Source organism: Actinoplanes subtropicus (genome assembly GCF_000721705.1).
GTDB lineage: Bacteria > Actinomycetota > Actinomycetes > Mycobacteriales > Micromonosporaceae > Actinoplanes > Actinoplanes subtropicus.
Map to the genome: position 1 here is coordinate 356,225 of NZ_JOJL01000008.1, position 19,390 is coordinate 375,614.

Sequence of the window (19,390 nt, forward strand, 5' to 3'; positions counted from 1 at the left end):
GTCTGCGAGTGCGGATTTGTCACACGCCGGACATGCTCGCCTTCGCGACCGCCGGATACAACGCGTGGGCCCACACTCGATACCCATCGGCGGACGGGTGGAACCCGTCGTAACAGAACGTACCCGCATCGGCCCGGAAGACGGCGCCGGTTTCGCCGGCCAGGTCGACGACCGCGCCGCCGGCCGCCTCCACCGCCCGGGCCTGCGCTTTTGCCATCCGGCGGCCCAGCATGCCGGCCACCTGGCGCAGCGGCGGCGCGATCGCCCGCAGCGCGCCCAGGTCGGGACAGGTGCCGACGACCACGCGTACGCCCGACTCGCGCAACCGCCGCACGGCCTGGCCGAGCAGTTCGGCGGCCTCGTCGGGGCTGCGCAGGCTGGTCGCGTCGTGCGCGCCGATCAGTACGACGGCCACGTCCGGCCGGTCGCCGAGCAGCGCCCGGGCCACCTGGGTGGCCAGGTCGGCCGAGCGGGACCCGGCCACGCCCACGCTGGACAGCAGCACGTGCCGCTCGCCGGTCTCCGCGCTACCCTCGGCGAGCAGCCGGGCCAGCTGGCCGCCGACCGTCTCGGAGAGCCACTCGACGCCCACGCCGATCGCGGCCGAGTCGCCCAGCAGGACCAGGCGCAGGGTCGGGGCGGAGAGCTTGCCCATCGACGTACGCAGGGCCAGGCCCATGGTCGGTTTCGCGTAGCGCCGGGCCTTGGCGGCGAGCACCTCGCCGGCGAGCAGGGCGACGCCGCCTACCGCTCCGGCGAACAGACCGGTGGCCGCCGCCCTGCCGATCCGTGCGTTCAGCCCCGCCATCTCTCGCCTCCCTGCCTCGGCCCCCGCGAATCGTTAATGATCCGCTGGGGTCCACCCTACGGCCCCAGCACCGGAGGGGCCCAGATTCTCCAAGCCGCCCCCGGAAGCGCCGTCCCCGGAAGCGCCGTCCCCGGAAGCGCCGCCCGCCAAGGTGCCGCCCTCCGGGGCGCCGGCCCCTGCACCAGCCGCCGGTGACAGGGCGGCCGCCTTCTGTCCGAACCAGTTGCGCGGCTCGCCGAACCACGGATGCCGCCGCAGCAGCACCCGCCGGCCGCCGGGCTTGGCCGGGCTCACCTCGGTGCCGGCCGCGCGGACCGCCTCCTGTGCCGCGTCCTCGAGGCTGCTCACGCCCACCCCGGCGGTCGGCCGGTCGTCCTCGCCGAGCGCGGCCAGCAGGGTGGGCAGCACCACCGAGGCGGCCCGGGCGTAGCCCTCCGCCGACGGGTGGAAGTGGTCCGAGCTGAACATCCGCACCGGGTCGGCCTCGAACATCGGGCCCAGCAGGTTGCCCAGCGACACCGTACGCCCGCCGGCCGCCACCACCGCGACCGTTTGCGCGGCGGCCAGGTCGCGGCTCCACTTGCGGGCCAGCCAGCGCAGCGGCGGCTTGATCGGCTGGATCGCGCCGATGTCCGGGCAGGTGCCGACGACCACCCGGCAGCCGGTCGCGCGCAGCCGGCGCACCGCGTCGCCCAGGTAGCGGACCGCCTGGTCGCGGGCCGAGATGTGGGTGACGTCGTTGCCGCCGATGAGGATCACCGCGATGTCCGGCTCGTACTCGAGGGCGGCGTCCACCTGGTACGGCAATCCGGACGACATCGCGCCGACCACGGCCACCCGGTAGAGGCGGACCGGCCGGTTCAGCCGCCGGGAGACGCTGGTGGCCAGCAGCGCGCCGGGTGTCTCGCGGGGACGGTGCACGCCGTACCCGGCGGCCGAGGAGTCGCCGAGGATCACCATGGTGATCGGCTTACCGCCGAACTTCGCGCCGTACAGCCCGTCGCCGCGGGGCGGTGGTGCCTCGGCCAGCGGAATGATCCGCCGGGCGTCGGCCGCCTGCCGCAGCAGCACGCCGGCCGAACCGGCGGTCACCACGGCCAGCGCACCCGTCACCCCGCCGAGAACCTGGCCGGCGACCTTGATCCGCCGCCAGTCCTGTGCGGTGAACTCGAAGCCGCTCACGGGTCCCCCTCCCCATCCGGGCTTGGATTTCGAGGCTAACTCGTTCCGGCGAGAGGCAATCATGGCGCGCTCAAGTCATGCTGGAGTGGCGGAGAGGGGAAATGATGGCGAAAACGCTGAAACGAACGGCGGCGTTCACCGCGCTGGCCAGGGCACTCACTGCGGGCGTACGCGGTGGCCCGTCGCTGAGCAAGCGCATGGCGGCCCTGCCCCGCATGCTCAAAGCGACGGCAAAAGGACAGTACGACGGTGGTCTGCGGGTGGCGCTGATGGCCGGCGCCGCCGCGTACATCATCTCGCCGATCGACCTCATCCCGGAGGCGTTCCTGTTCGTCTTCGGCCTGGCCGACGACGCTGTGATGATCACCTGGCTGGCCGGCGCCGTGCTGGCCGAGACGGAGCGCTTCCTGGAGTGGGAGAAGCAGCGGGACCGGGTCGTCGTAATCTAGGGCGTGCGTTACTACGACAACGTCGTCGAGATCATCGGTGACACACCTCTGGTGAAGCTCAACCGCGTCACCGAGGGCATCGAAGCCACGGTGCTGGCCAAGGTCGAGTATTTCAATCCCGGCGGGTCCGTGAAGGACCGGATCGCGCTGCGGATGGTGCTCGACGCCGAGAAGGCCGGCGTGCTCCGGCCGGGCGGCACCATCGTCGAGCCGACCAGCGGAAACACCGGTGTCGGCCTGGCCATGGTCGCGCAGCAGCGCGGCTACAAGTGCATCTTCGTCTGCCCCGACAAGGTCAGCGAGGACAAGCAGAACGTCCTGCGGGCGTACGGTGCGGAGGTCGTGGTCTGCCCGACCGCGGTCGCCCCCGAGGACCCGCGTTCCTACTACAACGTCTCCGACCGGCTGGCCCGCGAGGTGCCCGGCGCCTGGAAGCCGGACCAGTACAGCAACCCGGCCAACCCGCGCTCGCACTACGAGGACACCGGCCCCGAGCTGTGGAAACAGACCGGGGGGCGGCTTACCCACTTCGTCGCCGGGGTGGGCACCGGCGGCACCATCACCGGCGTCGGGCGCTACCTCAAGGAGCAGGGCCCGGTCCGGGTGATCGGCGCCGACCCGGAGGGCTCCGTCTATTCCGGCGGTACGGGTCGGCCGTACCTGGTCGAGGGGGTCGGCGAGGACTTCTGGCCGGCCAACTACGACCGGGAGGTCTGCGACGAGGTCATCGAGGTCTCCGACTCCGACTCGTTCGAGATGACCCGGCGGCTGGCCCGCGAGGAGGGCCTGCTGGTCGGCGGCTCGTGCGGGATGGCCGTGGTGGCCGCGCTCGAGGTGGCCCGCCGGGCCGCCCCCGAGGACGTGGTCGTGGTGCTGCTGCCGGACGGCGGCCGCGGCTACCTGTCCAAGATCTTCAACGACGACTGGATGGCCCGGTACGGCTTCCTGCGTACCGGCGGCGACCAGCCCACCGTGGCCGACGCCCTGGCCGGCAAGGACGGCCGGACGCCGCCGCTGATCCACGTGCACCCGACCGAGACGGTGCGCGACGCGATCGACTACATGCGGGAGTACGGCGTGAGCCAGCTCCCGGTGCTCAAGGCCGAGCCGCCGGTGGTGACCGGCGAGGTGGCCGGCTCGATAGCGGAGAAGGCCCTGCTGGACGCCCTCTTCACCGGCCAGGCCCACCTCTACGACACCATCGAGCGCCACATGGGCGACCCGTTGCCGTTGATAGGGGGCGGCCAGCCGGTGAGCGAGGCAGTGGCCCTGCTGGAGAAAGCCGACGCCGCGATGGTCCTGATCGACGGCAAGCCGGCCGGCGTGCTGACGAGACAGGACCTCCTAGCCCACCTGGTCTGACCACCACCGCGCCGCCCTTTGCTCTGCGCACCATGACGCGCTGCTCTGCGCACCATGACGCGCTGCTCTGCGCACCATGACGCGCTGCTCTGCGCACCATGACGCGCTGCTCTGCGCACCAAGACGCGCTGCTCTGCGCACCAAGACGCGCTGCTCTGCGCACCAAGACGCGCTGCTCTGCGCACCTACGTCATGGTGCGCAGAGCAGCGCGTATAGGTGCGCAGAGCAAAGGGCCGCCGGCTCAGCTCAGCTCGGCGGGGACGGCCACCACGTCCACCAGCGCGTTCTTGCGGAGAAGGGTGATCGGGAGGTTCTGCCCGATCGCCGGCCCCAGCATGAGGCGCTGGAGGGCTTGGACCGTGCCCAGGGGCTGGCCGCCGGCCGAGATGAGGATGTCGCCCAGGTAGATTCCGGCTGTTCCGGCCGGGCTGCCTGGGACGACCTCGACGACCCGCAGGCCGATCTTCTGGTCGAGCCGGGACGCCAGTTGCGGGGGGAGTGGTGCGGGGACGCCGGCCACGCCCAGCCAGGCGCGGCGGACCCGGCCCGAGGCGACCAGCTCGCCGATGATCGTGCGGGTGGTGGAGTTGATCGGGACGGCCAGGCCGAGGCCGTAGCCGGCGACCGCCGTGTTGATGCCGACCACCGTGCCGGTGGAGTCGGCCAGCGCCCCGCCCGAATTGCCGGGGTTGAGCGCCGCGTCGGTTTGGATGACGCTGTCGATGATCCGGACCCGCCGGCCGTCCCGGGCGGGCAGCGACCGGCCCAGCCCGGAGACCACCCCGGCGGTGACCGAGCCGGCCAGGCCCATCGGGTTGCCGACGGCCACCACCAGCTGGCCGATCTTGAGATTGTCGGCGTTGCCGAGCGGCGCGGCCGGCGCGCCCGGGTGGTGCACCCGGACCACGGCGAGGTCGGAGAGCGGGTCCGCCCCGACCACGTCGAACTTCGTCTCGGTGCCGTCCGCGAACGACGCGGTGCCGCCGCTCGCCCCGTTGACGACATGGGCATTGGTCAGGAGGAAGCCGTCGTCGGTGAAGGTGACCGCCGAACCGGCGCCGGCCCCGCGGCTGGTCCGCACCGCGAGGGCGGCGACCGAGGGAAGCAGGCTTGTGGCGACACCGGTCACGATGCGGCTGTACGCGTCGAGCGCCGCGGATTCGACACCCGTGTGTTCGGTATCCATGACCACCGCAACAACCCGCATGACCAGGTCGATGCCGCCGAGGCGTACGCCCACGGCGAACAGCGGCGGTGACGGTCAGCAACGGCAATCGCACAGAAAGTCCGACCGGCGAGCGGGGCGGTGCGGTTGTATGAGTCGTACCGGAGGTTGCAGCACGTCCCGACGGAGAGTGACGGATGGTCATCGCCGACCAAGCGCCGGCCGACATCGTGGACCGCATGCTCTGGCGCGACGCCCAGCAGATGCTCGGGCGGCACGCCGAGGCGGGCCCCGACGGCACCTGTGTCTGGTGTGGATGGCGGTGGCCGTGCGCGCCTCGCCGTCTGGCCGAGCGGGCCGACGCCGCATCCCGCCGCCCCTGGCGGGAGGCGTGGACCGTGCGGCACGACCTGAACAGCATCCGGGCCATGCCCGGCCTGCGAGAGGACTACACCGACCGCAACCAGGGCCGCTACACCTGACAACTCCACCGAGCCTGACAACTCCAGAGAAGCTCCGACGTCGGCCGAACGCTTGACCTCCCCCGGCAGGCCCCGGCTCATCAGCCCGGCCGACGTCTCCCGGCGGTGACACCGTGGCGCCCCGCCAGCGCTGCGGCATCCCGCACCAGGAACCCGCCCTTGAACTGGTACAGGACCGGCACGCCTCCGCTGGTCCAGCGCCTCCGGCCAGGCGCGACCCCCGGTTTGGGCGGGGCGGTTGGCGGGAGCGCGCGACCACAGGTTCCCCCGCAGTATCTCGGTCGCGCGCTCCCGCCCTCCTGTAGTTGGGGCGGATCCACAGTGGAGGTGCCGCCACCGCATGTCCGTCCCGGCTCAGCTGCCACCCCCGGCGGCCGGTTTCGTCGGCCGCAAGGCCGAGCTGGCCCTTCTCGATGCGCCGTCGCCGCAGGTCACCCTGCTGTTCGGCCCGCCCGGCGTGGGCAAGAGCGCGCTCGCCGTGCACTGGGCGCGGGCGGCCGGCGACCTGTTCCCGGACGGCCGGCTGCATGTCGACCTGCGTGGTTTCGCCGACGCCGAGCCGCGTGACCCGGCCGACGCGCTGCGGTTGCTGCTCGAGTCGCTCGGCGTCGAGCCCGGCCGGATGCCCGCCGACCTGGACGGCCGGCGGGCGCTCTACCGCGGGCGTACGTCGTCGCTGCGCCTGCTGGTGGTCCTCGACAACGCCCGGGACGACGACCAGGTGCTCCCCCTGCTCCCGGCCGGTGACCGGAGCCGGGCGGTGGTGACCAGCCGCCGCCGGCTCACCGGCCTGATCGCCGCCACCGGCGCCCGCCCGATCGACCTCGACGTGCTGGCCGAGGACGAGGCGGTCGAGCTCTTCCACGACCGGGTCGGTGGGGCCGGGCCGGGCGCGGCCGACGTCGTCCGGGCGTGCGGCCGGCTCCCGCTCGCCGTCACGCTGGCGGCGGCCCGGGTGCGCACCTCCGGGCACCCGCTCGCCACCCTCGCCGCGCTGCACGCCGAGTTGCGTCGCCCGGCGAACCGGCTCGAGGCGCTCGACGATCTGCGGGCCGTCCTCTCCTGGTCGTACCAGGGGCTGACCCCGCCCGCCGCCCGCCTGTTCCGGCTGCTCGGCCTCGTCGCCGAGCCGGAGATCGCGCTCCCCGCCGCCTCGGCGTTGCTCGGCCGGCCCGCCTCGGCCGCCCGTCGACTGCTGCGCGAGCTGACCGAGGCCGCCCTGCTCACCGAACCGGTCCCCGGCCGTTTCGCGATGATGGACGTGATTCGGGCGTACGCCGGGGAACTGGCCCGGGCCACCGACCCGGCCGCCGACCGGCGCGCGGCGCTGACCCGGCTGAAGGACCACTACAGGCCGGCCGCGCCCGTCCGCCCCGGGCTATCCGAGTGACCGACTGTAACGCAGCTGCTTGACCGGCTCGCCGCCGATCGCCTCGACCCGCGTCTCCCCGTCGGCCACCCACCCGCCGCGGTCGTAGAAGCGGCGGGCCCGCTCGTTGCCCTCCAGCACCCAGAGCACCGCCCGCTCACCGCCGAGCTCGGCGAGCTGCTCGAGGGCGTTCCCCATCAGCAGCCGCCCGACACCGGTGCCCACCACGGCCGGGTCGACGTGAATCGCATAGAGCTCGGCCGCGCCCTCGGTCTCGCTGGGCCCGACATAGCTGAACCCGACAATCCGCTCGAAATCCTCGGCCACGGTCAGCCCATGGGTGCCCTGCTCCCACTTCCAGCGCTCCCCCCACCAGGCCGCCAACGCAGCCGCCCCCGGCGACGCCAGGGCATTGGGGGAGAGGATGTGCGCGTAGGCGGCCGCCCGCGAACGGAAGTGCAGAGCCCCCACCAGCAAGAGATCCACATCATTTCCGGTACGCAGAGTGGCCGCCATCGCCCGACCGTATCCGACCCGGCAAACTACACCGGGCGGTAGGCGAGGTGGAGCAGGTTCTCGCCGATCGTGCGGTTGCTGACCAGGCGCAGCGGGCGCAGCCCGCCCACGCTCGCGAAGAGGCCCGCGCCCGTGCCGGCCAGCACGGGGAGGACCAGGAAGCGCAGCTCGTCGACCAGGTTGTGCCGGATCAGCTCCGGCACCAGGCGGCTGCTCGCGTACACCACGAGGTCGCCCTCGACCTCCTGCTTCAGCCTGGCCACCAGCTCCGGCACCGCGCCGCTCACCGCCGTGCAGTTGTTCCAGGTGAGCTCGCCGGGGGTGGTGGTCAGCACGTACTTGGGCATGCCGTTGAAGCGGTCCGCCCACGCGCCGGGGCGGTCGGCCCAGCGCGGCGCGAAATACTCGTAGCTGCGCCGGCCGATCAGCACCGCGTCGCTGCTCAGCGCCTCGTCGTATTCGGCCTCGGCCCACGCCTCGCGATCCCGGTCGGTCATCCTGGTGAACCAGCCGCCGTGCCCGGTGCCCTCCTCGCCGGTCGGGTCGGTGGCCACCCCGTCCAGGGTGATGTTCTCGCTGACCACGATCCTTGCCATCGCCGTACTCCCTTCGTTGTGCTTGTCAGTGCCGCCGATACCGACACCGCGCCTCCGGTAAAGGGGTCGCGACCCCTTTGCCGCCCGGCCGGTGTCGACATCGGGGAGCGAGGAGGAACCTTGACGATCGATGGGGACGCGTTCCGCGAGCTGACCGAGCCGCACCGGGCCGAGTTGCGGGTGCACTGCTACCGGATGCTGGGCTCGCTGCAGGACGCCGAGGACGCGCTGCAGGACACCATGCTCGCCGCGTGGCAGGGCTTCGACGGGTACGAGGGCCGGGCCTCCGTACGCACCTGGCTCTACCGCATCGCGACCAACCGGTGCCTCAACGCCCGGCGGTCGGCGGCCCGGCGGCGGGCCAAGGAGTGGGACGTGCCGGGTGTCGAGCCGCCCGAGCCGACCCGGTTGGGCGAGGTGGTCTGGCTCGAGCCGTTCCCGGACGCGCTGCTGCCCGGCCCGGAGGCGAGCTACGAGCGCACCGAGTCCGTCTCGCTGGCCTTCGTCACCGCCCTGCAGACGCTGCCGCCGCGGCAGGTCGCCGTGCTGCTGCTGCGTGACGTGCTCGGCTTCCACGCCGACGAGGTGGCCGGGATGCTCGGCACCTCCGTCGACGCGATCAAGAGCGCCCTCAAGCGGGCCCGGGCCACCTTTCCGCGGCCGCCGGAGACCGCGCCCGCCGACGACGCGATCGTCGCCCGGTTCGTCCGGGCCTGGGAGGCCGCGGACGTCCGCGCGCTGGTCGAGCTGTTGACCGACGACGTGTTCATGTCGATGCCGCCGATCCCGTTCGAGTACGAGGGCCGGGATCTCGTGGCCCGCTTCTGCGAGGGCATCTTCGCGGCCGGTCGCAGGTTCCGGCTGGTGCCGACCCGAGCCAACGGCCAGCCGGCGTTCGGCGCGTATCTGCTCCTGCCGAACGGCGCCGGCCGCGCGGCCGGGCTCTACGTGCTCGGCCTCCGCGGCGACCGGATCGCGGCGCTGAGCCGCTTCGAATCCGGCGTTCTCGGTTCTTTCGGGCTGCCGCCGATGAGTCCGGCGGCGCCCGGCGGTCTACTAAGGCATGAGCGAACCACGAGAGACGACGAACCTCGACCGCTACGGTGACGCCGAGCTGCCGTGGAGCCGCGCCGAGGCCGCGCTGTCCACCCCGCCCAGCCCGGAGATCACGCACTTCCTCGGCACCTGCCGCCCGGACGGCACCCCGCACGCCGCCGGCATCGGCGCCCAGTGGCTGGCCGGCAATTTCTACTTCACCAGCAACCCGACCACCCGCAAGGCCCGTGACCTGGCCGTCAACCCGCGCTGCACGATCTCGGCGCGGCTGGACGGCATCGACCTCGTCCTCGAGGGCACCGCGGCCAAGGTCACCGACGTCGAGACGCTGGAGCGGGTCGCCGCCGGCTACCGAGACGGCGGCTGGCCGTGCCAGGTCGAGGGCGAGGCGCTCACCGCGCCGTTCAGCGCGCCCAGCGCCGGTCCGCCGCCGTGGGAGGTCTACCGCCTCACCGCGCACACCGTGGTGGGCGTCGCGACGCGCGAGCCCTACGGCGCTACCCGCTGGACGTTCTAGCCGGGAACGGCACCCGCATCAGGTCCTCGGCCAGCACGATCTCGCCGGCGAACTCCGGGCGGGCTTCGTCGAGGAACCGCGAGGCGTCCTGGTAACGCTGGGAGAAATGCGACAAAACCAGCTTGCGTACGCCGGACTCGCGCGCCACCGCGGCGGCCTGAGCGGCGGTCAGGTGACCCACCATCTCGGCCATCGACTTGTCCTCGTTCAGGAAGGTCGACTCGATCACCAGCAGATCCACCCCCTCGGCCAGGGCGTAGACGTTGTCGCAGAGCCCGGTGTCCATCACGAACGCGAAGCTCTGGCCCGGGCGGACCACGCTGACCTGGTCGAGCGTGACGTCGCCGAGGCGGCCCGCGCGCTGCAACTCGCCGACCGCCGGGCCGCTGATGTCGTGCCGGGCCAGCAGCGCCGGGACCATCCGGCGGCCGTCCGGTTCGGTGAGGCGATACCCGTAGGTGGGCAGGGAATGCCATAGCGGCAGTGCGGTGAGGCGCCCCGCCGGGGTCTCCGCCGCGAAGGCCGCGCCCGCCACCGGCGCGGGCACGATGTCGGCGTTGTCCCAGTAGCTGGTGGCGTGCCGCAGGCGGTCGTAGTACTCCTGGCCCTGCGCCGGGTAGTGGACCGTGACCGGGTGCGGCACCTTGTCCAGCGAGATGCGCTGCAGGACGCCGGGCAGGCCGAGGCTGTGGTCGCCGTGGAAGTGCGTGATGCAGATCCGGGTGATCGGGGAGACCGCGAGGCCGGCCATCAGCATCTGGCGCTGGGTGCCCTCGCCCGGGTCGAAGAGGATCACCTCGTCGTCGAAGCGCAGCAGATAGCCGTTGTGGTTGCGATGCCTCGTGGGCACCTGGCTCGCGGTACCGAGCACGGCCAACTCGCGCGTCACAACTGAGCTTCTCCAGAAATGGGCTCCAGGTACGGGTCGACCCCCGGGGTCTTCCACGCACACGCGTGGTCCGGTCGGACAAGGCCGGATCCCCGGGGGTCGGGTGGCTGCCTGAGTTTCGCCGGACCGCTGCCACACGGTCTCGACGCTTTTCGTCAAACAGAACGAAGCTGTCGAGGACAGCGGCTAGCGGACAGCCACCTCACGAGTCCCGTTGGTATACAACTTCGGACCACCTCCCTTCACGTGTACGGCCACGTTATCGAGAGCGCCCCGAGCGCGCCAACGTTTTTAAATCACTACAGGCGCGGGAATACGCGCGGTGACATTTCGGTGCCCTCGACGGCGAGCGACGCCGGGCCGACGATCAGCGGGTCGGGGCGGCCGACCACCTCGTCGTCCTTGTTCTCGTAGTCGAAGCGGCTCAGCACGTGCCGCATCGCCTCCAGCCGGGCCCGCTTCTTGTCGTTGCTCTTCACGACCGTCCACGGCGCGTCCGCGGTGTCGGTGTAGAAGAACATCGCCTCCTTGGCCTCGGTGTAGTCGCCCCATTTGTCCAGCGAGGCCAGGTCCATCGGGGAGAGCTTCCACTGTCGGACCGGGTCGACCTGCCGGATCGCGAAGCGGGTGCGCTGCTCACCCTGGGTCACCGAGAACCAGAACTTGACCAGGTGTACGCCGGAGCGGACCAGCATCCGCTCGAGCTCCGGGGTCTGCCGCATGAACTCGAGATACTCCGCGCGGGTGCAGAAGCCCATCACCCGCTCGACGCCGGCCCGGTTGTACCAGGACCGGTCGAACAGCACGATCTCGCCGGCCGCCGGCAGGTGCGCGATGTAGCGCTGGTAGTACCACTGGGTGCTCTCGCGCTCGCTCGGCTTCTCCAGCGCCACCACCGAGGCGCCGCGCGGGTTCAGGTGCTCCATGAACCGCTTGATCGTGCCGCCCTTGCCGGCCGCGTCCCGCCCCTCGAAGAGCACGACCATGCGCTCGCCGGTGCTCTTGCACCAGTTCTGCAGCTTCAGCAGCTCGATCTGGAGCAGGCGTTTGTCGTGGTCGTACTGCTGGCGGGTCATCCGCTCGTCGTACGGGTAATCCTCGCGCCACGTATCGACGGGGGTGCCGTCCGCGTTGAGCAGCACCGGGTCGTCATCGTCGTCGTCGGCGACCCGATAGCCGCCCAGCGCCGTGATCGGCCCGGTGTAGGGCTCGGTCGTCATGTCCTTCTCGTACTCCGCCTCCGCCTGCATAGGAGGTTTCTACCCCGTGCAGATGAACCTCAGCCCAGCCAGCGGCGAAGCTTCTTCTTTCGCGAAGCTTCCACCACAACGGGCAGCCCGGCGTACGTGTCCTTGCCGACCTGCTCCTGCCGCGCCCAGAGCACGCCGAACCAGAAGCTGTCCGGCCCGAGCTCGTGCAGCAGCTCCCGGGCGACCACCGAATCCTGGTGCGCGCCGAGCACGTCCTGCAGGTCGGTCAGAGCGTTGACCAGGGCCTTCCCGCTCTTGCCCGCGCCCGGGGCGAAAACTTCAACGGCATAACGAGCCTTCTTGTACGCCTTCCGCGCGTCATGCAGCTCCGCGTCGACCCCGTCGGCGAACGCGGTGTCGAGCAGCGCGTCGGCCTTGTGGAGGCTCTTGCGGGCCCGGCCCCGGGCGTCCGGCTCGCCCTTGCCCGGCAGCGCGGCCAGCTTGTCGACCCGGTCGAGCAGCTTCAGGTAGCGCTCGCTCTCCAGCGCCTTGCCGAGCGCGGCCTGGCCCTCCCGGATCTGGTAGTCGAGGTGCTCGCGGACCCGGCCGGCGGCGTCGGCGAACTCGGGGCCGGCCTGCTCCACCTCGGCGAGCAGCTTGCCCTTCTGCACCTGGCCGTCGCGCACCTGGCCGAGCAGGTCGGCGAGCCACTTCAGCTCGTCGCCGACCTCCTCGAAGCCGGGGAACGAGCGCTTGAAGGTCTTCAGGGTGCTGCGCAGCCGCCGGGTGGCCACGCGCATCTTGTGTACGGCCTCCGGATCGCTCTGGCGAACACCGGGGTCGAATGCGGTGAGGGCGTCACGCTGTTCTCGCGCGTACACAAAGACGGGGTTTTTGGTCGGTTTTTCCCGGGGGAGGGCGGAGAGGCGGCCGTTGAGGGCGCGGGCGACCTTGGAGGGGCCGGCGGCCGGGACAGCGCCGGCGCTGAGCAGGCGGCGCTCGACCGCCTCCAGCAGGCCCGGGTCGCCGTCGACCAGCTCGACCTCGACCTCCTGCCAGCGCTGCGTCTGGCCGCCCGACTCGGCGATCACCGAATCCTGCGCGACCAGCGCGAGCGTGTGCCCCTTCGCGTCCCGCAGCGGCGTCTCCACCCGGTGCGTGCGCAGGCGGGCGACCGGCTTGAGCGCCCGGCGCCGGATGATCGCCCGAACCTGCCCCGTCAGCTCGGCCGGCACCTTGTCGCCGGCACCGTTCAGCGGAAGGCGGTGCTCGGTGCGGCTGCCACCGCTGGCCGGGGTCTTCAGATGCCAGCCGGCGTCGTCACCGCCCGAGCGCCGGCGCAGCGTCCGGCGGTTCCGCATCAGGGTCAGCTCGTCGGTGTCGAAGTACGTGGCATCCAGGTCATGGGTCTTGGCCTCGGCGGCGGCACGGATGCCCGCCGTGCCCGCCAGCGCGGGCAGCACGAAGCCCTCCGGGACGTCGTATTTACGCTCGGTTTCGCTGGCGATCTCCATCTGTTCATGTTGCCCGATCGGAGGCCGCCGACACAGGCCAAACGATTGGCAGGTTGTGCACAGCCCAGTCTCAGCTTCTCCTGGCACCGTTGAGGGCCGGTCTCGCAGGAGGTGTTTCCATGGAGAAGCCCGAAACGAAGCGGGTCTCGCTCGCCGGGCTTGGCCTGCTCAGCGCGGGAGCGGTGCTCGGCATCGCGCTCGCGACCCCGGCCTCGGCCGCCTCGGCGGACAGCCCGCGCCCGCCGAAACCCCCCGCCTCGCCGGTCGTCGGGAAAGACGCCTAGCGACAGGTCCGGCTAGCGGTAGGTTCCGCGGCTGCGCAGGTAGAGCGCCCGCGAGTAGTTGGCGGTGGCCGCGCCGAAATACATGGTCGCCAGCCCGACGTGGAAGCTGTTGTCGGTCAGCGCGTTCTTCGAATTGGCCGACTCCGCCCACCGGATCTCCGCATCCGAGGCACTGATCCCGCGGCGCTCACAGCGCAGCCGGTTCATCTCCTTGCCGAGCTTCCAGGTCTCGAGCGCGGCCTCGGCCTGGCGCATCATCGTGCGCGCCTGATCGGAGAGCGACTCGGCGAGAGCCCAGGCGGCCCGCTCCTCCTCGCTGTTGAAGGCTGACATGCTGCACCTCCCGGCTGGCATCGCGTCAATCCCAGTGTGCGGATCATGTCGGCCCATGTCGATCTTTTTCCACCCCAGGCGTGAAATACGGCCTATTCCACCGCTAACTGTTTGCGCCTGTCGTCGAACCGTCCGCGCATCGCCGCCAGGTCGGCCAGCGACCGGTCGTAGAGGTCGAAATCGGCGTCTGTAATGCGCCGGATGCCGTGGGCGCTCACGGCATAGCCGCCCGCGAGTGCGAAGCCGTAGACGCCGGCCGCTTGGAGCGCTACTCGGGCGATCTCGGCGTGGCGCGGTTCCATCAAGCCGCCGAGTGGCTGCGGCGAGCGGCCAGTTCGGGGAAGCGGTCCTCCCATTGCTCGCGAACGGCGAGCGGAAGCCACATATCGGCCCAGAGTTCGACCAGCGTGGCGCGGTCGAGGTAGGCGGTTAGATCGGTGGGCGCCGCCGCCTCGTTGATCACCGAGCGGTACATGTCCACGATGCGGCCGGGCTGATCCAGGTCATATCGCGGGTTACCGGACCGCTTGAGGTGTCCCGGCAGAGTGACGACGCCCGACACGGGGCCCGACAGAAGATCGAGGCGGTCGGGCACGACGACGGGTTTCGCATAGCCACGTCGCCGCGGCGGCGTCCGATCCGTGGTCATCGTGCCCTTTCACCGCCGCTGACCTTACTCGGCGACGCGGGCGACGCCGACCGGACAGGTCAGGCCGTTCGGGCCGTGGTTGCAGTAGCCGTACGGGTTCTTCGAGTCCGACAGGTACTGCTGGTGGTAGTCCTCCGCGTAGAAGAACTGGGTCAGGGGCTTGATCTCGGTGGTGATCTCGCCGTGGCGGGCCTTGGTGACCACCGGCTGGAAGGCCTCGCGGGACGCGTTGGCGATGCTCAGCTGCTCGTCGGTGGTGGTGTAGATCGCCGAGCGGTACTGGGTGCCCACATCGTTGCCCTGGCGCATGCCCTGGGTCGGGTCGTGGTTCTCCCAGAAGGCCTTCAGCAGGTCCGCGTACGCGATCTTCTTGGGGTCGTACACGACCTGGACCACCTCGGCGTGCCCGGTCGAGCCGGAGCAGGCCTCCTCGTACGTCGGGTTCCTGGTGAATCCGCCGGCGTAACCGGCGGCGGTCGAGTACACGCCCGGGAGGCGCCAGAAGATGCGCTCCGCTCCCCAGAAACAGCCCATGCCGAAGACCGCGACCTCGAGCCCGTCGGGCCACGGGCCCCTCATCGGGGTGCCGAGGACGACGTGCTTGTCGGCGACCGGCATCTCCAGCGGGCGGCCGGGCAGAGCCTGGTCGGGGGTGGGCAGTTCGAGCTTCTTGTGCCGCAGGAACACGGTCACTCCCTTCATCCGGTTTCTGCAACGCCGGAGGTAAGGTCGCCCTTACCCGAGTTCGGAGGCGATTTTCGCGGCGTAGTCGGCGGCCTCGTCGTCGCTCGCATACCGGGTTCGCGGCCAGAAGAAGCCCTTCAGGCCATCCCCTTTTGTCCGCGGCACGACATGCGTATGCAAATGCGGCACCGATTGCGAAACGATATTGTTTATCGCGACAAAGGTGCCGGTTGATCCCAGCGCCGCCGGCACCGCCGCGGCGACCCGCTGCACAAGTCCGAAATATCCTGGCAGATCGGCGGAGGGTAAATCGGGCAACGTCACCACGTGCTGCCGCGGAACGACCAGCACGTGCCCCTTGAACACCGGCCGCGTGTCGAGGAAGCCGACACCCGAAGGAACGTCGACGACCTTGAACGCGGGCACCGACCCCGCCACGATCGCACAGAACACGCAGTCCGCCACCAGCTGAGACTAGCCTTGCGCGCATGACGGCTAACAGCTACGGCTTCGACACCCTCGCCATCCACGCCGGTCAGGAACCGGACCCGCGGACCGGCGCGGTGGTGCCGCCGATCTACCAGACCAGCACCTACGCCCAGGATGCCGTCGGCGCGCCCCGGCTCGGTTACGAATACTCCCGCTCCGGCAACCCGACCCGCGACGCGCTGCAGGAGTGCCTGGCGGCGATCGAGGGTGGCCGCCGCGGCCTGGCCTTCGCGAGCGGCCTCGCGGCCGAGGACACGCTGCTGCGGGCCGTCTGCCGGCCCGGCGATCACGTGGTCATCCCGGGCGACGCGTACGGTGGCACCTTCCGTCTTTTCTCGAAGGTGGCCGAGAACTGGGGTCTGGACTGGACGGCCGTCCCGCTCGACGACCCGGACGAGGTGCGGGCCGCGTTCCGCCCCGGGCACACCCGGCTGATCTGGGCGGAGACCCCGACGAACCCGCTGCTCAACATCGCCGACATCGGGGCGCTGGGCGCGCTCGCCCACGAGTACGACGCGATGCTGGTCGTCGACAACACCTTCGCCTCGCCGTACCTGCAGCAGCCGATCGCGCTGGGCGCCGACGTCGTCGTGCACTCGACCACCAAGTACCTGGGTGGACATTCGGACGTGGTGGGCGGCGCGCTGGTCACCGCCACCGACGACCTGGGCGACATGCTGGCGTTCCACCAGAACGCGATGGGCGCGGTCAACGGGCCGTTCGACGCGTGGCTGACGCTGCGGGGCATCAAGACCCTCGGCGTACGCATGGATCGGCATTGCGACAACGCGGAGCGAATCGTCGGATATCTGAGCGAGCACCCCGCCGTGGCGAGCGTCCTCTATCCGGGGCTGGAGTCGCACCCGGGACACGAGACGGCCGCCAAGCAGATGCGCCGGTTCGGTGGCATGGTCTCGTTCCGCGCGGCCGGCGGTCCCGACGCGGCGATCGAGATCTGCAACCGGGCGAAACTGTTCGTGCTGGCCGAGTCGCTCGGCGGAGTCGAATCGCTGATCGAGCACCCGGGACAGATGACACACCTGTCGGCTGCGGGCTCACCGCTTGAAGTCCCCGCCGATCTCGTGCGACTGTCTGTCGGCATCGAAAGCGTTGACGATCTGCTCGCCGACCTCGAGCAGGCACTCGGCTGACCCTTCACATACACGGAGCTTGGGATGTCGGACGGCACTAGCTGGGTGGGCGCCACCGCGAAGCAGATCTCCCGGGCGGTACGGCGCGGGGACGTGTCGGCCACCCAGGTCGTCGCCGACACGCTCGAGCAGATCGCGATCTCCGACCCGTCGCTGGACGCGTTCCGGGTGATCCGCGGCGGCGAGGCGATCACCGAGGCGGAGAAGGTCGACGACCAGGAGGACCTGGCCAACCTTCCGCTCGCCGGGGTGCCGGTCGCGGTGAAGGAGAACACCGCCGTGGCCGGCCTGCCCACCTGGAACGGCTCGGCCGGGGCCCGCCTGCCGGTCGCCGAGGAGGACCACGAGGTGGTCCGCCGGCTGCGCGGGGCGGGCGCGATCGTGGTCGGGGTGACCCGGATGCCCGAGATGGGGCTCTGGGGGGTCACCGACGACGAGGACGCGCCGACCCGCAACCCTTGGGACCGCGACCGTACGCCGGGCGGCTCCTCCGGCGGCTCGGCCGCGGCGGTGGCGGCCGGCCTGGTGCCGATCGCCCAGGGCAACGACGGTCTCGGCTCGATCCGCATCCCGGCGGCCTGCTGCGGGCTGGTCGGCCTGAAGCCGGGCCGCGGCGTGATCCCGGCCGAGCTGGGCACCAACGACTGGTTCGGCTTCGCCGAGAACGGGGTGCTCACCACCACGGTGGCCGACGCGGCGCTGGGCTTCGCGGTGCTGGCCGGCCGCGATCCGGTGAAGCTGGTCGAACCCGGCAAGCTGCGGATCGGCGTCTCGACCAGGTCGCCGGTGGCGGGCGTACGCCTGGACGAGCCGAACCGCGGTGCGGTGGCCACGGCCGCGAAGCTGCTGACCCAGGCCGGCCACGACACGCTCAAGGCCGAGCCGCGCTATCCGACCGTGCTCGGCCTGCGGGTGCTGGCCACCTGGTTCGCCGCCGCCTACCGGGAGTCGCAGGGCCTGGACGTCAGCCGGCTCCAGCCGCGCACCCGGCAGCACATCCGGCTCGGCAAGTGGACCTCGCGGACCGGCCTGGTCAAGCAGGAGCACCGGGACGCCTGGCGGGAGATGTCGATCAAGTTCTTCGCCGACCGGAAGGTGGACGTGCTGCTCACCCCGGCACTGGCCGCCGCGCCGCCGCCGGCCGACCAGTACTCGCAGGGCTCGTGGCGGCACAACATGGCGGTGAGCATGCGGTACGCGCCGTACGCCGCGCCGTGGAACGTGGCCGGGCTGCCGGCGATCGTGGTGCCGGTCGGGTTGCGCCCGGACGGGCTGCCGCTGGCCGTGCAGATCGTCGGGCCGCCCGACTCCGAGCTGCTGCTTCTCTCGATCGCCGGGCAGCTGGAAGTGGCCAACCCCTGGCAGCGTCACGCCTTCGGGTGATCAAGTGGCACGATTTGACGCATGAGTGGCGTACCGCTGGATCTGTTGTCCCTCAGCGACGTGGAGGCGGCGCGCGAGCTGCTGACCGGGGTCGTCGAGACCACCCCGGTGCTGCAGTCACGGCCGTTGTCCGAGGTCACCGGGGTGCCGACCTGGCTCAAGTGCGAAAACCAGCAGCGGGCCGGCTCGTACAAGGTGCGCGGGGCGTACACCCGGATCGCTCGTCTCTCCGCCGATGAGCGCAAGCGCGGCGTCGTGGCCGCCAGCGCCGGGAACCACGCGCAGGGCGTAGCCTTGGCGGCCGAACTGCTCGGCGCGAGCGCGACGGTCTTCATGCCGGAGGGCGCGCCGCTGCCGAAGGTGACCGCGACCAGGGGATACGGCGCGGCGATCGAGTATGCGGGGACCAGCGTCGACGATGCGCTGGAGGCGGCGAAGCACTTCGCGGCCGAGACCGGCGCGGTCTTCATCCACCCCTTCGACCACCCGGACATCATCGCCGGGCAGGGCACCGTCGGCCTGGAGATCCTCGAGCAGCTACCGGCGGCGGCCACGATCGTGACGGCGGTGGGTGGCGGTGGGCTGATCTCCGGCCTGGCGGTCGCGGTCAAAGCTCTTCGACCGGACGTACGGGTGGTAGGTGTCCAAGCGCAGGGTGCGGCGGCGTTTCCGCCCTCGCTGGCGGCCGGCGCGCCGCGCAAGCTCGCCCGGGCCGCCACGATCGCCGACGGCATCGCCGTGCTGCGGCCCGGCGACCTGACCTTCGCGCACGTCAGCAAGCTGGTCGACGACGTGGTGACGGTGACCGACGAGGACCTGTCGGCGGCGCTGCTGGTGCTGCTGGAGCGGCACAAGATGGTGGTCGAACCGGCCGGCGGTGCGGCGGTGGCGGCGCTGCTGACCGGCGCCTGCGTGCCGGCGACGGGCGGCCCGGCGGTGGCGATCCTCTCCGGCGGCAACATCGACCCGATGCTGCTGCTCCGGGTCATCGAGCACGGGCTCACCTCGGCCGGCCGCTTCCTGCGGCTCGCGGTGCGCTGCGACGACCGGCCGGGGGAGCTGGCCCGGCTGCTCGGGGAGATCGCGGAGCAGCGGGCGAACGTGGTGGATGTGGCGCATTCGCGACAGAGCCCACGGCTGGGCTTCGGCGAGGCGGAGGTGGCGCTGTCGGTCGAGACCCGCGGCCCCGACCACTCGGCGGCCCTGATCAGCGCCCTGCGAGCCGCCGGCTACCGGGTGGCGCCCCTGGCCGACGCCACCCCCTAACCGCTGCGATCACCCCCGCAAACACCCCCGATCCTGCAGGGTGCCCCGCAGCCGG

The 19,390-nt window shown here is 71.4% G+C and carries 23 protein-coding genes; 10 read left to right on the top strand and 13 right to left on the bottom strand.

Features of this window, described 5'->3' with window-relative positions:
- Window positions 1–19: 19 nt before the first annotated feature.
- Together IH26_RS0114435 and IH26_RS0114440 are read right to left on the bottom strand one after the other, a co-directional pair.
- The gene (locus IH26_RS0114435; protein ID WP_030436689.1) at window positions 20–808 is read right to left on the bottom strand and encodes an SGNH/GDSL hydrolase family protein; all 789 of its coding nucleotides are present in this window, start codon (window positions 806–808) and stop codon (window positions 20–22) included.
- Between the two features lie 33 nt (window positions 809–841).
- Window positions 842–1,990, bottom strand: coding sequence for an SGNH/GDSL hydrolase family protein (locus tag IH26_RS0114440; RefSeq protein WP_030436690.1), 1,149 nt, complete (start codon window positions 1,988–1,990; stop codon window positions 842–844).
- A 104-nt stretch (window positions 1,991–2,094) separates the two neighbouring features.
- Between IH26_RS0114440 and IH26_RS0114445 the strand changes: the two genes are divergently transcribed.
- Entirely contained in the window at window positions 2,095–2,439 is a 345-nt protein-coding gene (locus tag IH26_RS0114445) for a YkvA family protein (protein ID WP_030436691.1), read from the top strand.
- A 3-nt stretch (window positions 2,440–2,442) separates the two neighbouring features.
- Window positions 2,443–3,801: a cystathionine beta-synthase gene (locus tag IH26_RS0114450; RefSeq protein ID WP_030436692.1), complete on the top strand. Its 1,359-nt coding sequence runs from the start codon at window positions 2,443–2,445 to the stop codon at window positions 3,799–3,801.
- A gap of 242 nt (window positions 3,802–4,043) precedes the next feature.
- Here the strand turns inward: IH26_RS0114450 and IH26_RS0114455 are convergent, their stop codons facing one another.
- The gene (locus IH26_RS0114455; protein WP_245665174.1) at window positions 4,044–5,042 is read right to left on the bottom strand and encodes a S1C family serine protease; all 999 of its coding nucleotides are present in this window, start codon (window positions 5,040–5,042) and stop codon (window positions 4,044–4,046) included.
- Window positions 5,043–5,164: 122 nt separating this feature from the next.
- Between IH26_RS0114455 and IH26_RS0114460 the strand changes: the two genes are divergently transcribed.
- Together IH26_RS0114460 and IH26_RS0114465 are read left to right on the top strand one after the other, a co-directional pair.
- On the top strand, window positions 5,165–5,449 hold the full coding sequence (locus tag IH26_RS0114460; RefSeq protein WP_030436694.1) for a hypothetical protein: 285 nt from the start codon (window positions 5,165–5,167) through the stop codon (window positions 5,447–5,449).
- 340 nt (window positions 5,450–5,789) lie between these two features.
- Window positions 5,790–6,839: an NB-ARC domain-containing protein gene (locus IH26_RS0114465; RefSeq protein WP_051808102.1), complete on the top strand. Its 1,050-nt coding sequence runs from the start codon at window positions 5,790–5,792 to the stop codon at window positions 6,837–6,839.
- Here IH26_RS0114465 and IH26_RS0114470 read toward each other — a convergent pair.
- Both IH26_RS0114470 and IH26_RS0114475 read right to left on the bottom strand, forming a co-directional pair.
- Window positions 6,828–7,334: a GNAT family N-acetyltransferase gene (locus IH26_RS0114470; protein WP_030436696.1), complete on the bottom strand. Its 507-nt coding sequence runs from the start codon at window positions 7,332–7,334 to the stop codon at window positions 6,828–6,830. The two genes, IH26_RS0114465 and IH26_RS0114470, sit on opposite strands and share 12 nt — an antisense overlap.
- A gap of 26 nt (window positions 7,335–7,360) precedes the next feature.
- Window positions 7,361–7,930 (bottom strand): dihydrofolate reductase family protein, encoded by a 570-nt coding sequence (locus IH26_RS0114475; protein ID WP_030436697.1) that lies wholly within the window; start codon window positions 7,928–7,930, stop codon window positions 7,361–7,363.
- Window positions 7,931–8,050: 120 nt separating this feature from the next.
- On the opposite strand from IH26_RS0114475, the gene IH26_RS0114480 reads away from it, so the two are divergent.
- Together IH26_RS0114480 and IH26_RS0114485 are read left to right on the top strand one after the other, a co-directional pair.
- Complete coding sequence (locus IH26_RS0114480) at window positions 8,051–9,037, top strand: RNA polymerase subunit sigma-70 (RefSeq protein WP_245665176.1); 987 nt, start codon at window positions 8,051–8,053, stop codon at window positions 9,035–9,037.
- Entirely contained in the window at window positions 8,994–9,503 is a 510-nt protein-coding gene (locus IH26_RS0114485) for a pyridoxamine 5'-phosphate oxidase family protein (protein WP_030436699.1), read from the top strand. The genes IH26_RS0114480 and IH26_RS0114485 overlap by 44 nt, the downstream gene beginning before the upstream one ends.
- Here IH26_RS0114485 and IH26_RS0114490 read toward each other — a convergent pair.
- The 3 genes from IH26_RS0114490 to IH26_RS0114500 form a co-directional block, all read right to left on the bottom strand.
- Window positions 9,484–10,392 carry a ribonuclease Z gene (locus IH26_RS0114490; RefSeq protein WP_030436700.1) on the bottom strand — a complete coding sequence of 303 codons (909 nt, stop codon included), beginning with the start codon at window positions 10,390–10,392 and terminating at the stop codon, window positions 9,484–9,486. The two genes, IH26_RS0114485 and IH26_RS0114490, sit on opposite strands and share 20 nt — an antisense overlap.
- A 299-nt stretch (window positions 10,393–10,691) precedes the next feature.
- Window positions 10,692–11,642: a polyphosphate kinase 2 gene (gene ppk2, locus IH26_RS0114495; protein WP_030436701.1), complete on the bottom strand. Its 951-nt coding sequence runs from the start codon at window positions 11,640–11,642 to the stop codon at window positions 10,692–10,694.
- A gap of 29 nt (window positions 11,643–11,671) precedes the next feature.
- Window positions 11,672–13,096: a CYTH and CHAD domain-containing protein gene (locus IH26_RS0114500; protein WP_030436702.1), complete on the bottom strand. Its 1,425-nt coding sequence runs from the start codon at window positions 13,094–13,096 to the stop codon at window positions 11,672–11,674.
- A gap of 119 nt (window positions 13,097–13,215) precedes the next feature.
- On the opposite strand from IH26_RS0114500, the gene IH26_RS61275 reads away from it, so the two are divergent.
- Entirely contained in the window at window positions 13,216–13,380 is a 165-nt protein-coding gene (locus tag IH26_RS61275; RefSeq protein WP_169789749.1) for a hypothetical protein, read from the top strand.
- Window positions 13,381–13,392: 12 nt separating this feature from the next.
- Here IH26_RS61275 and IH26_RS0114510 read toward each other — a convergent pair whose 3' ends face one another.
- The 5 genes from IH26_RS0114510 to IH26_RS0114530 form a co-directional block, all read right to left on the bottom strand.
- Window positions 13,393–13,713, bottom strand: a complete 321-nt coding sequence (locus IH26_RS0114510) for a hypothetical protein (RefSeq protein WP_030436703.1) — start codon at window positions 13,711–13,713, stop codon at window positions 13,393–13,395.
- A 92-nt stretch (window positions 13,714–13,805) separates the two neighbouring features.
- Complete coding sequence (locus IH26_RS0114515) at window positions 13,806–14,015, bottom strand: hypothetical protein (protein ID WP_030436704.1); 210 nt, start codon at window positions 14,013–14,015, stop codon at window positions 13,806–13,808.
- On the bottom strand, window positions 14,015–14,362 hold the full coding sequence (locus tag IH26_RS0114520; protein WP_034215065.1) for a hypothetical protein: 348 nt from the start codon (window positions 14,360–14,362) through the stop codon (window positions 14,015–14,017). Before IH26_RS0114520 ends, IH26_RS0114515 begins: the two co-directional genes overlap by 1 nt.
- 24 nt (window positions 14,363–14,386) lie before the next feature.
- Entirely contained in the window at window positions 14,387–15,049 is a 663-nt protein-coding gene (msrA, locus tag IH26_RS0114525; RefSeq protein WP_030436706.1) for a peptide-methionine (S)-S-oxide reductase MsrA, read from the bottom strand.
- Between the two features lie 48 nt (window positions 15,050–15,097).
- Complete coding sequence (locus IH26_RS0114530; RefSeq protein WP_030436707.1) at window positions 15,098–15,511, bottom strand: HIT family protein; 414 nt, start codon at window positions 15,509–15,511, stop codon at window positions 15,098–15,100.
- A 23-nt stretch (window positions 15,512–15,534) separates the two neighbouring features.
- Between IH26_RS0114530 and IH26_RS0114535 the strand changes: the two genes are divergently transcribed.
- From IH26_RS0114535 to ilvA, 3 genes are read left to right on the top strand one after another with little or no spacing between them, the layout of a single operon-like run.
- A complete protein-coding gene (locus IH26_RS0114535; protein WP_030436708.1) occupies window positions 15,535–16,686 on the top strand; it encodes a cystathionine gamma-synthase in 1,152 nt (383 codons plus the stop codon).
- 24 nt (window positions 16,687–16,710) lie between these two features.
- Window positions 16,711–18,069: an amidase gene (locus IH26_RS0114540; protein ID WP_030436709.1), complete on the top strand. Its 1,359-nt coding sequence runs from the start codon at window positions 16,711–16,713 to the stop codon at window positions 18,067–18,069.
- Between the two features lie 21 nt (window positions 18,070–18,090).
- Window positions 18,091–19,335, top strand: coding sequence for a threonine ammonia-lyase (ilvA, locus tag IH26_RS0114545; RefSeq protein ID WP_030436710.1), 1,245 nt, complete (start codon window positions 18,091–18,093; stop codon window positions 19,333–19,335).
- Window positions 19,336–19,390 lie beyond the last annotated feature (55 nt).

Bases quoted from the DNA above. Each gene is read 5' to 3' on its own strand.
- IH26_RS0114535 (WP_030436708.1), top strand. From the start codon at position 15,535: ATGACGGCTAACAGCTACGGCTTCGACACCCTCGCCATCCACGCCGGT.
- IH26_RS0114465 (WP_051808102.1), top strand. From the start codon at position 5,790: ATGTCCGTCCCGGCTCAGCTGCCACCCCCGGCGGCCGGTTTCGTCGGC.
- ilvA (WP_030436710.1), top strand. From the start codon at position 18,091: ATGAGTGGCGTACCGCTGGATCTGTTGTCCCTCAGCGACGTGGAGGCG.
- IH26_RS0114475 (WP_030436697.1), bottom strand. From the start codon at position 7,930: ATGGCAAGGATCGTGGTCAGCGAGAACATCACCCTGGACGGGGTGGCC.
- IH26_RS0114510 (WP_030436703.1), bottom strand. From the start codon at position 13,713: ATGTCAGCCTTCAACAGCGAGGAGGAGCGGGCCGCCTGGGCTCTCGCC.
- IH26_RS0114445 (WP_030436691.1), top strand. From the start codon at position 2,095: ATGGCGAAAACGCTGAAACGAACGGCGGCGTTCACCGCGCTGGCCAGG.
- IH26_RS0114485 (WP_030436699.1), top strand. From the start codon at position 8,994: ATGAGCGAACCACGAGAGACGACGAACCTCGACCGCTACGGTGACGCC.
- IH26_RS61275 (WP_169789749.1), top strand. From the start codon at position 13,216: ATGGAGAAGCCCGAAACGAAGCGGGTCTCGCTCGCCGGGCTTGGCCTG.
- IH26_RS0114540 (WP_030436709.1), top strand. From the start codon at position 16,711: ATGTCGGACGGCACTAGCTGGGTGGGCGCCACCGCGAAGCAGATCTCC.
- IH26_RS0114500 (WP_030436702.1), bottom strand. From the start codon at position 13,096: ATGGAGATCGCCAGCGAAACCGAGCGTAAATACGACGTCCCGGAGGGC.
- IH26_RS0114515 (WP_030436704.1), bottom strand. From the start codon at position 14,015: ATGGAACCGCGCCACGCCGAGATCGCCCGAGTAGCGCTCCAAGCGGCC.
- IH26_RS0114470 (WP_030436696.1), bottom strand. From the start codon at position 7,334: ATGGCGGCCACTCTGCGTACCGGAAATGATGTGGATCTCTTGCTGGTG.
- IH26_RS0114520 (WP_034215065.1), bottom strand. From the start codon at position 14,362: ATGACCACGGATCGGACGCCGCCGCGGCGACGTGGCTATGCGAAACCC.
- ppk2 (WP_030436701.1), bottom strand. From the start codon at position 11,642: ATGCAGGCGGAGGCGGAGTACGAGAAGGACATGACGACCGAGCCCTAC.
- IH26_RS0114435 (WP_030436689.1), bottom strand. From the start codon at position 808: ATGGCGGGGCTGAACGCACGGATCGGCAGGGCGGCGGCCACCGGTCTG.
- IH26_RS0114460 (WP_030436694.1), top strand. From the start codon at position 5,165: ATGGTCATCGCCGACCAAGCGCCGGCCGACATCGTGGACCGCATGCTC.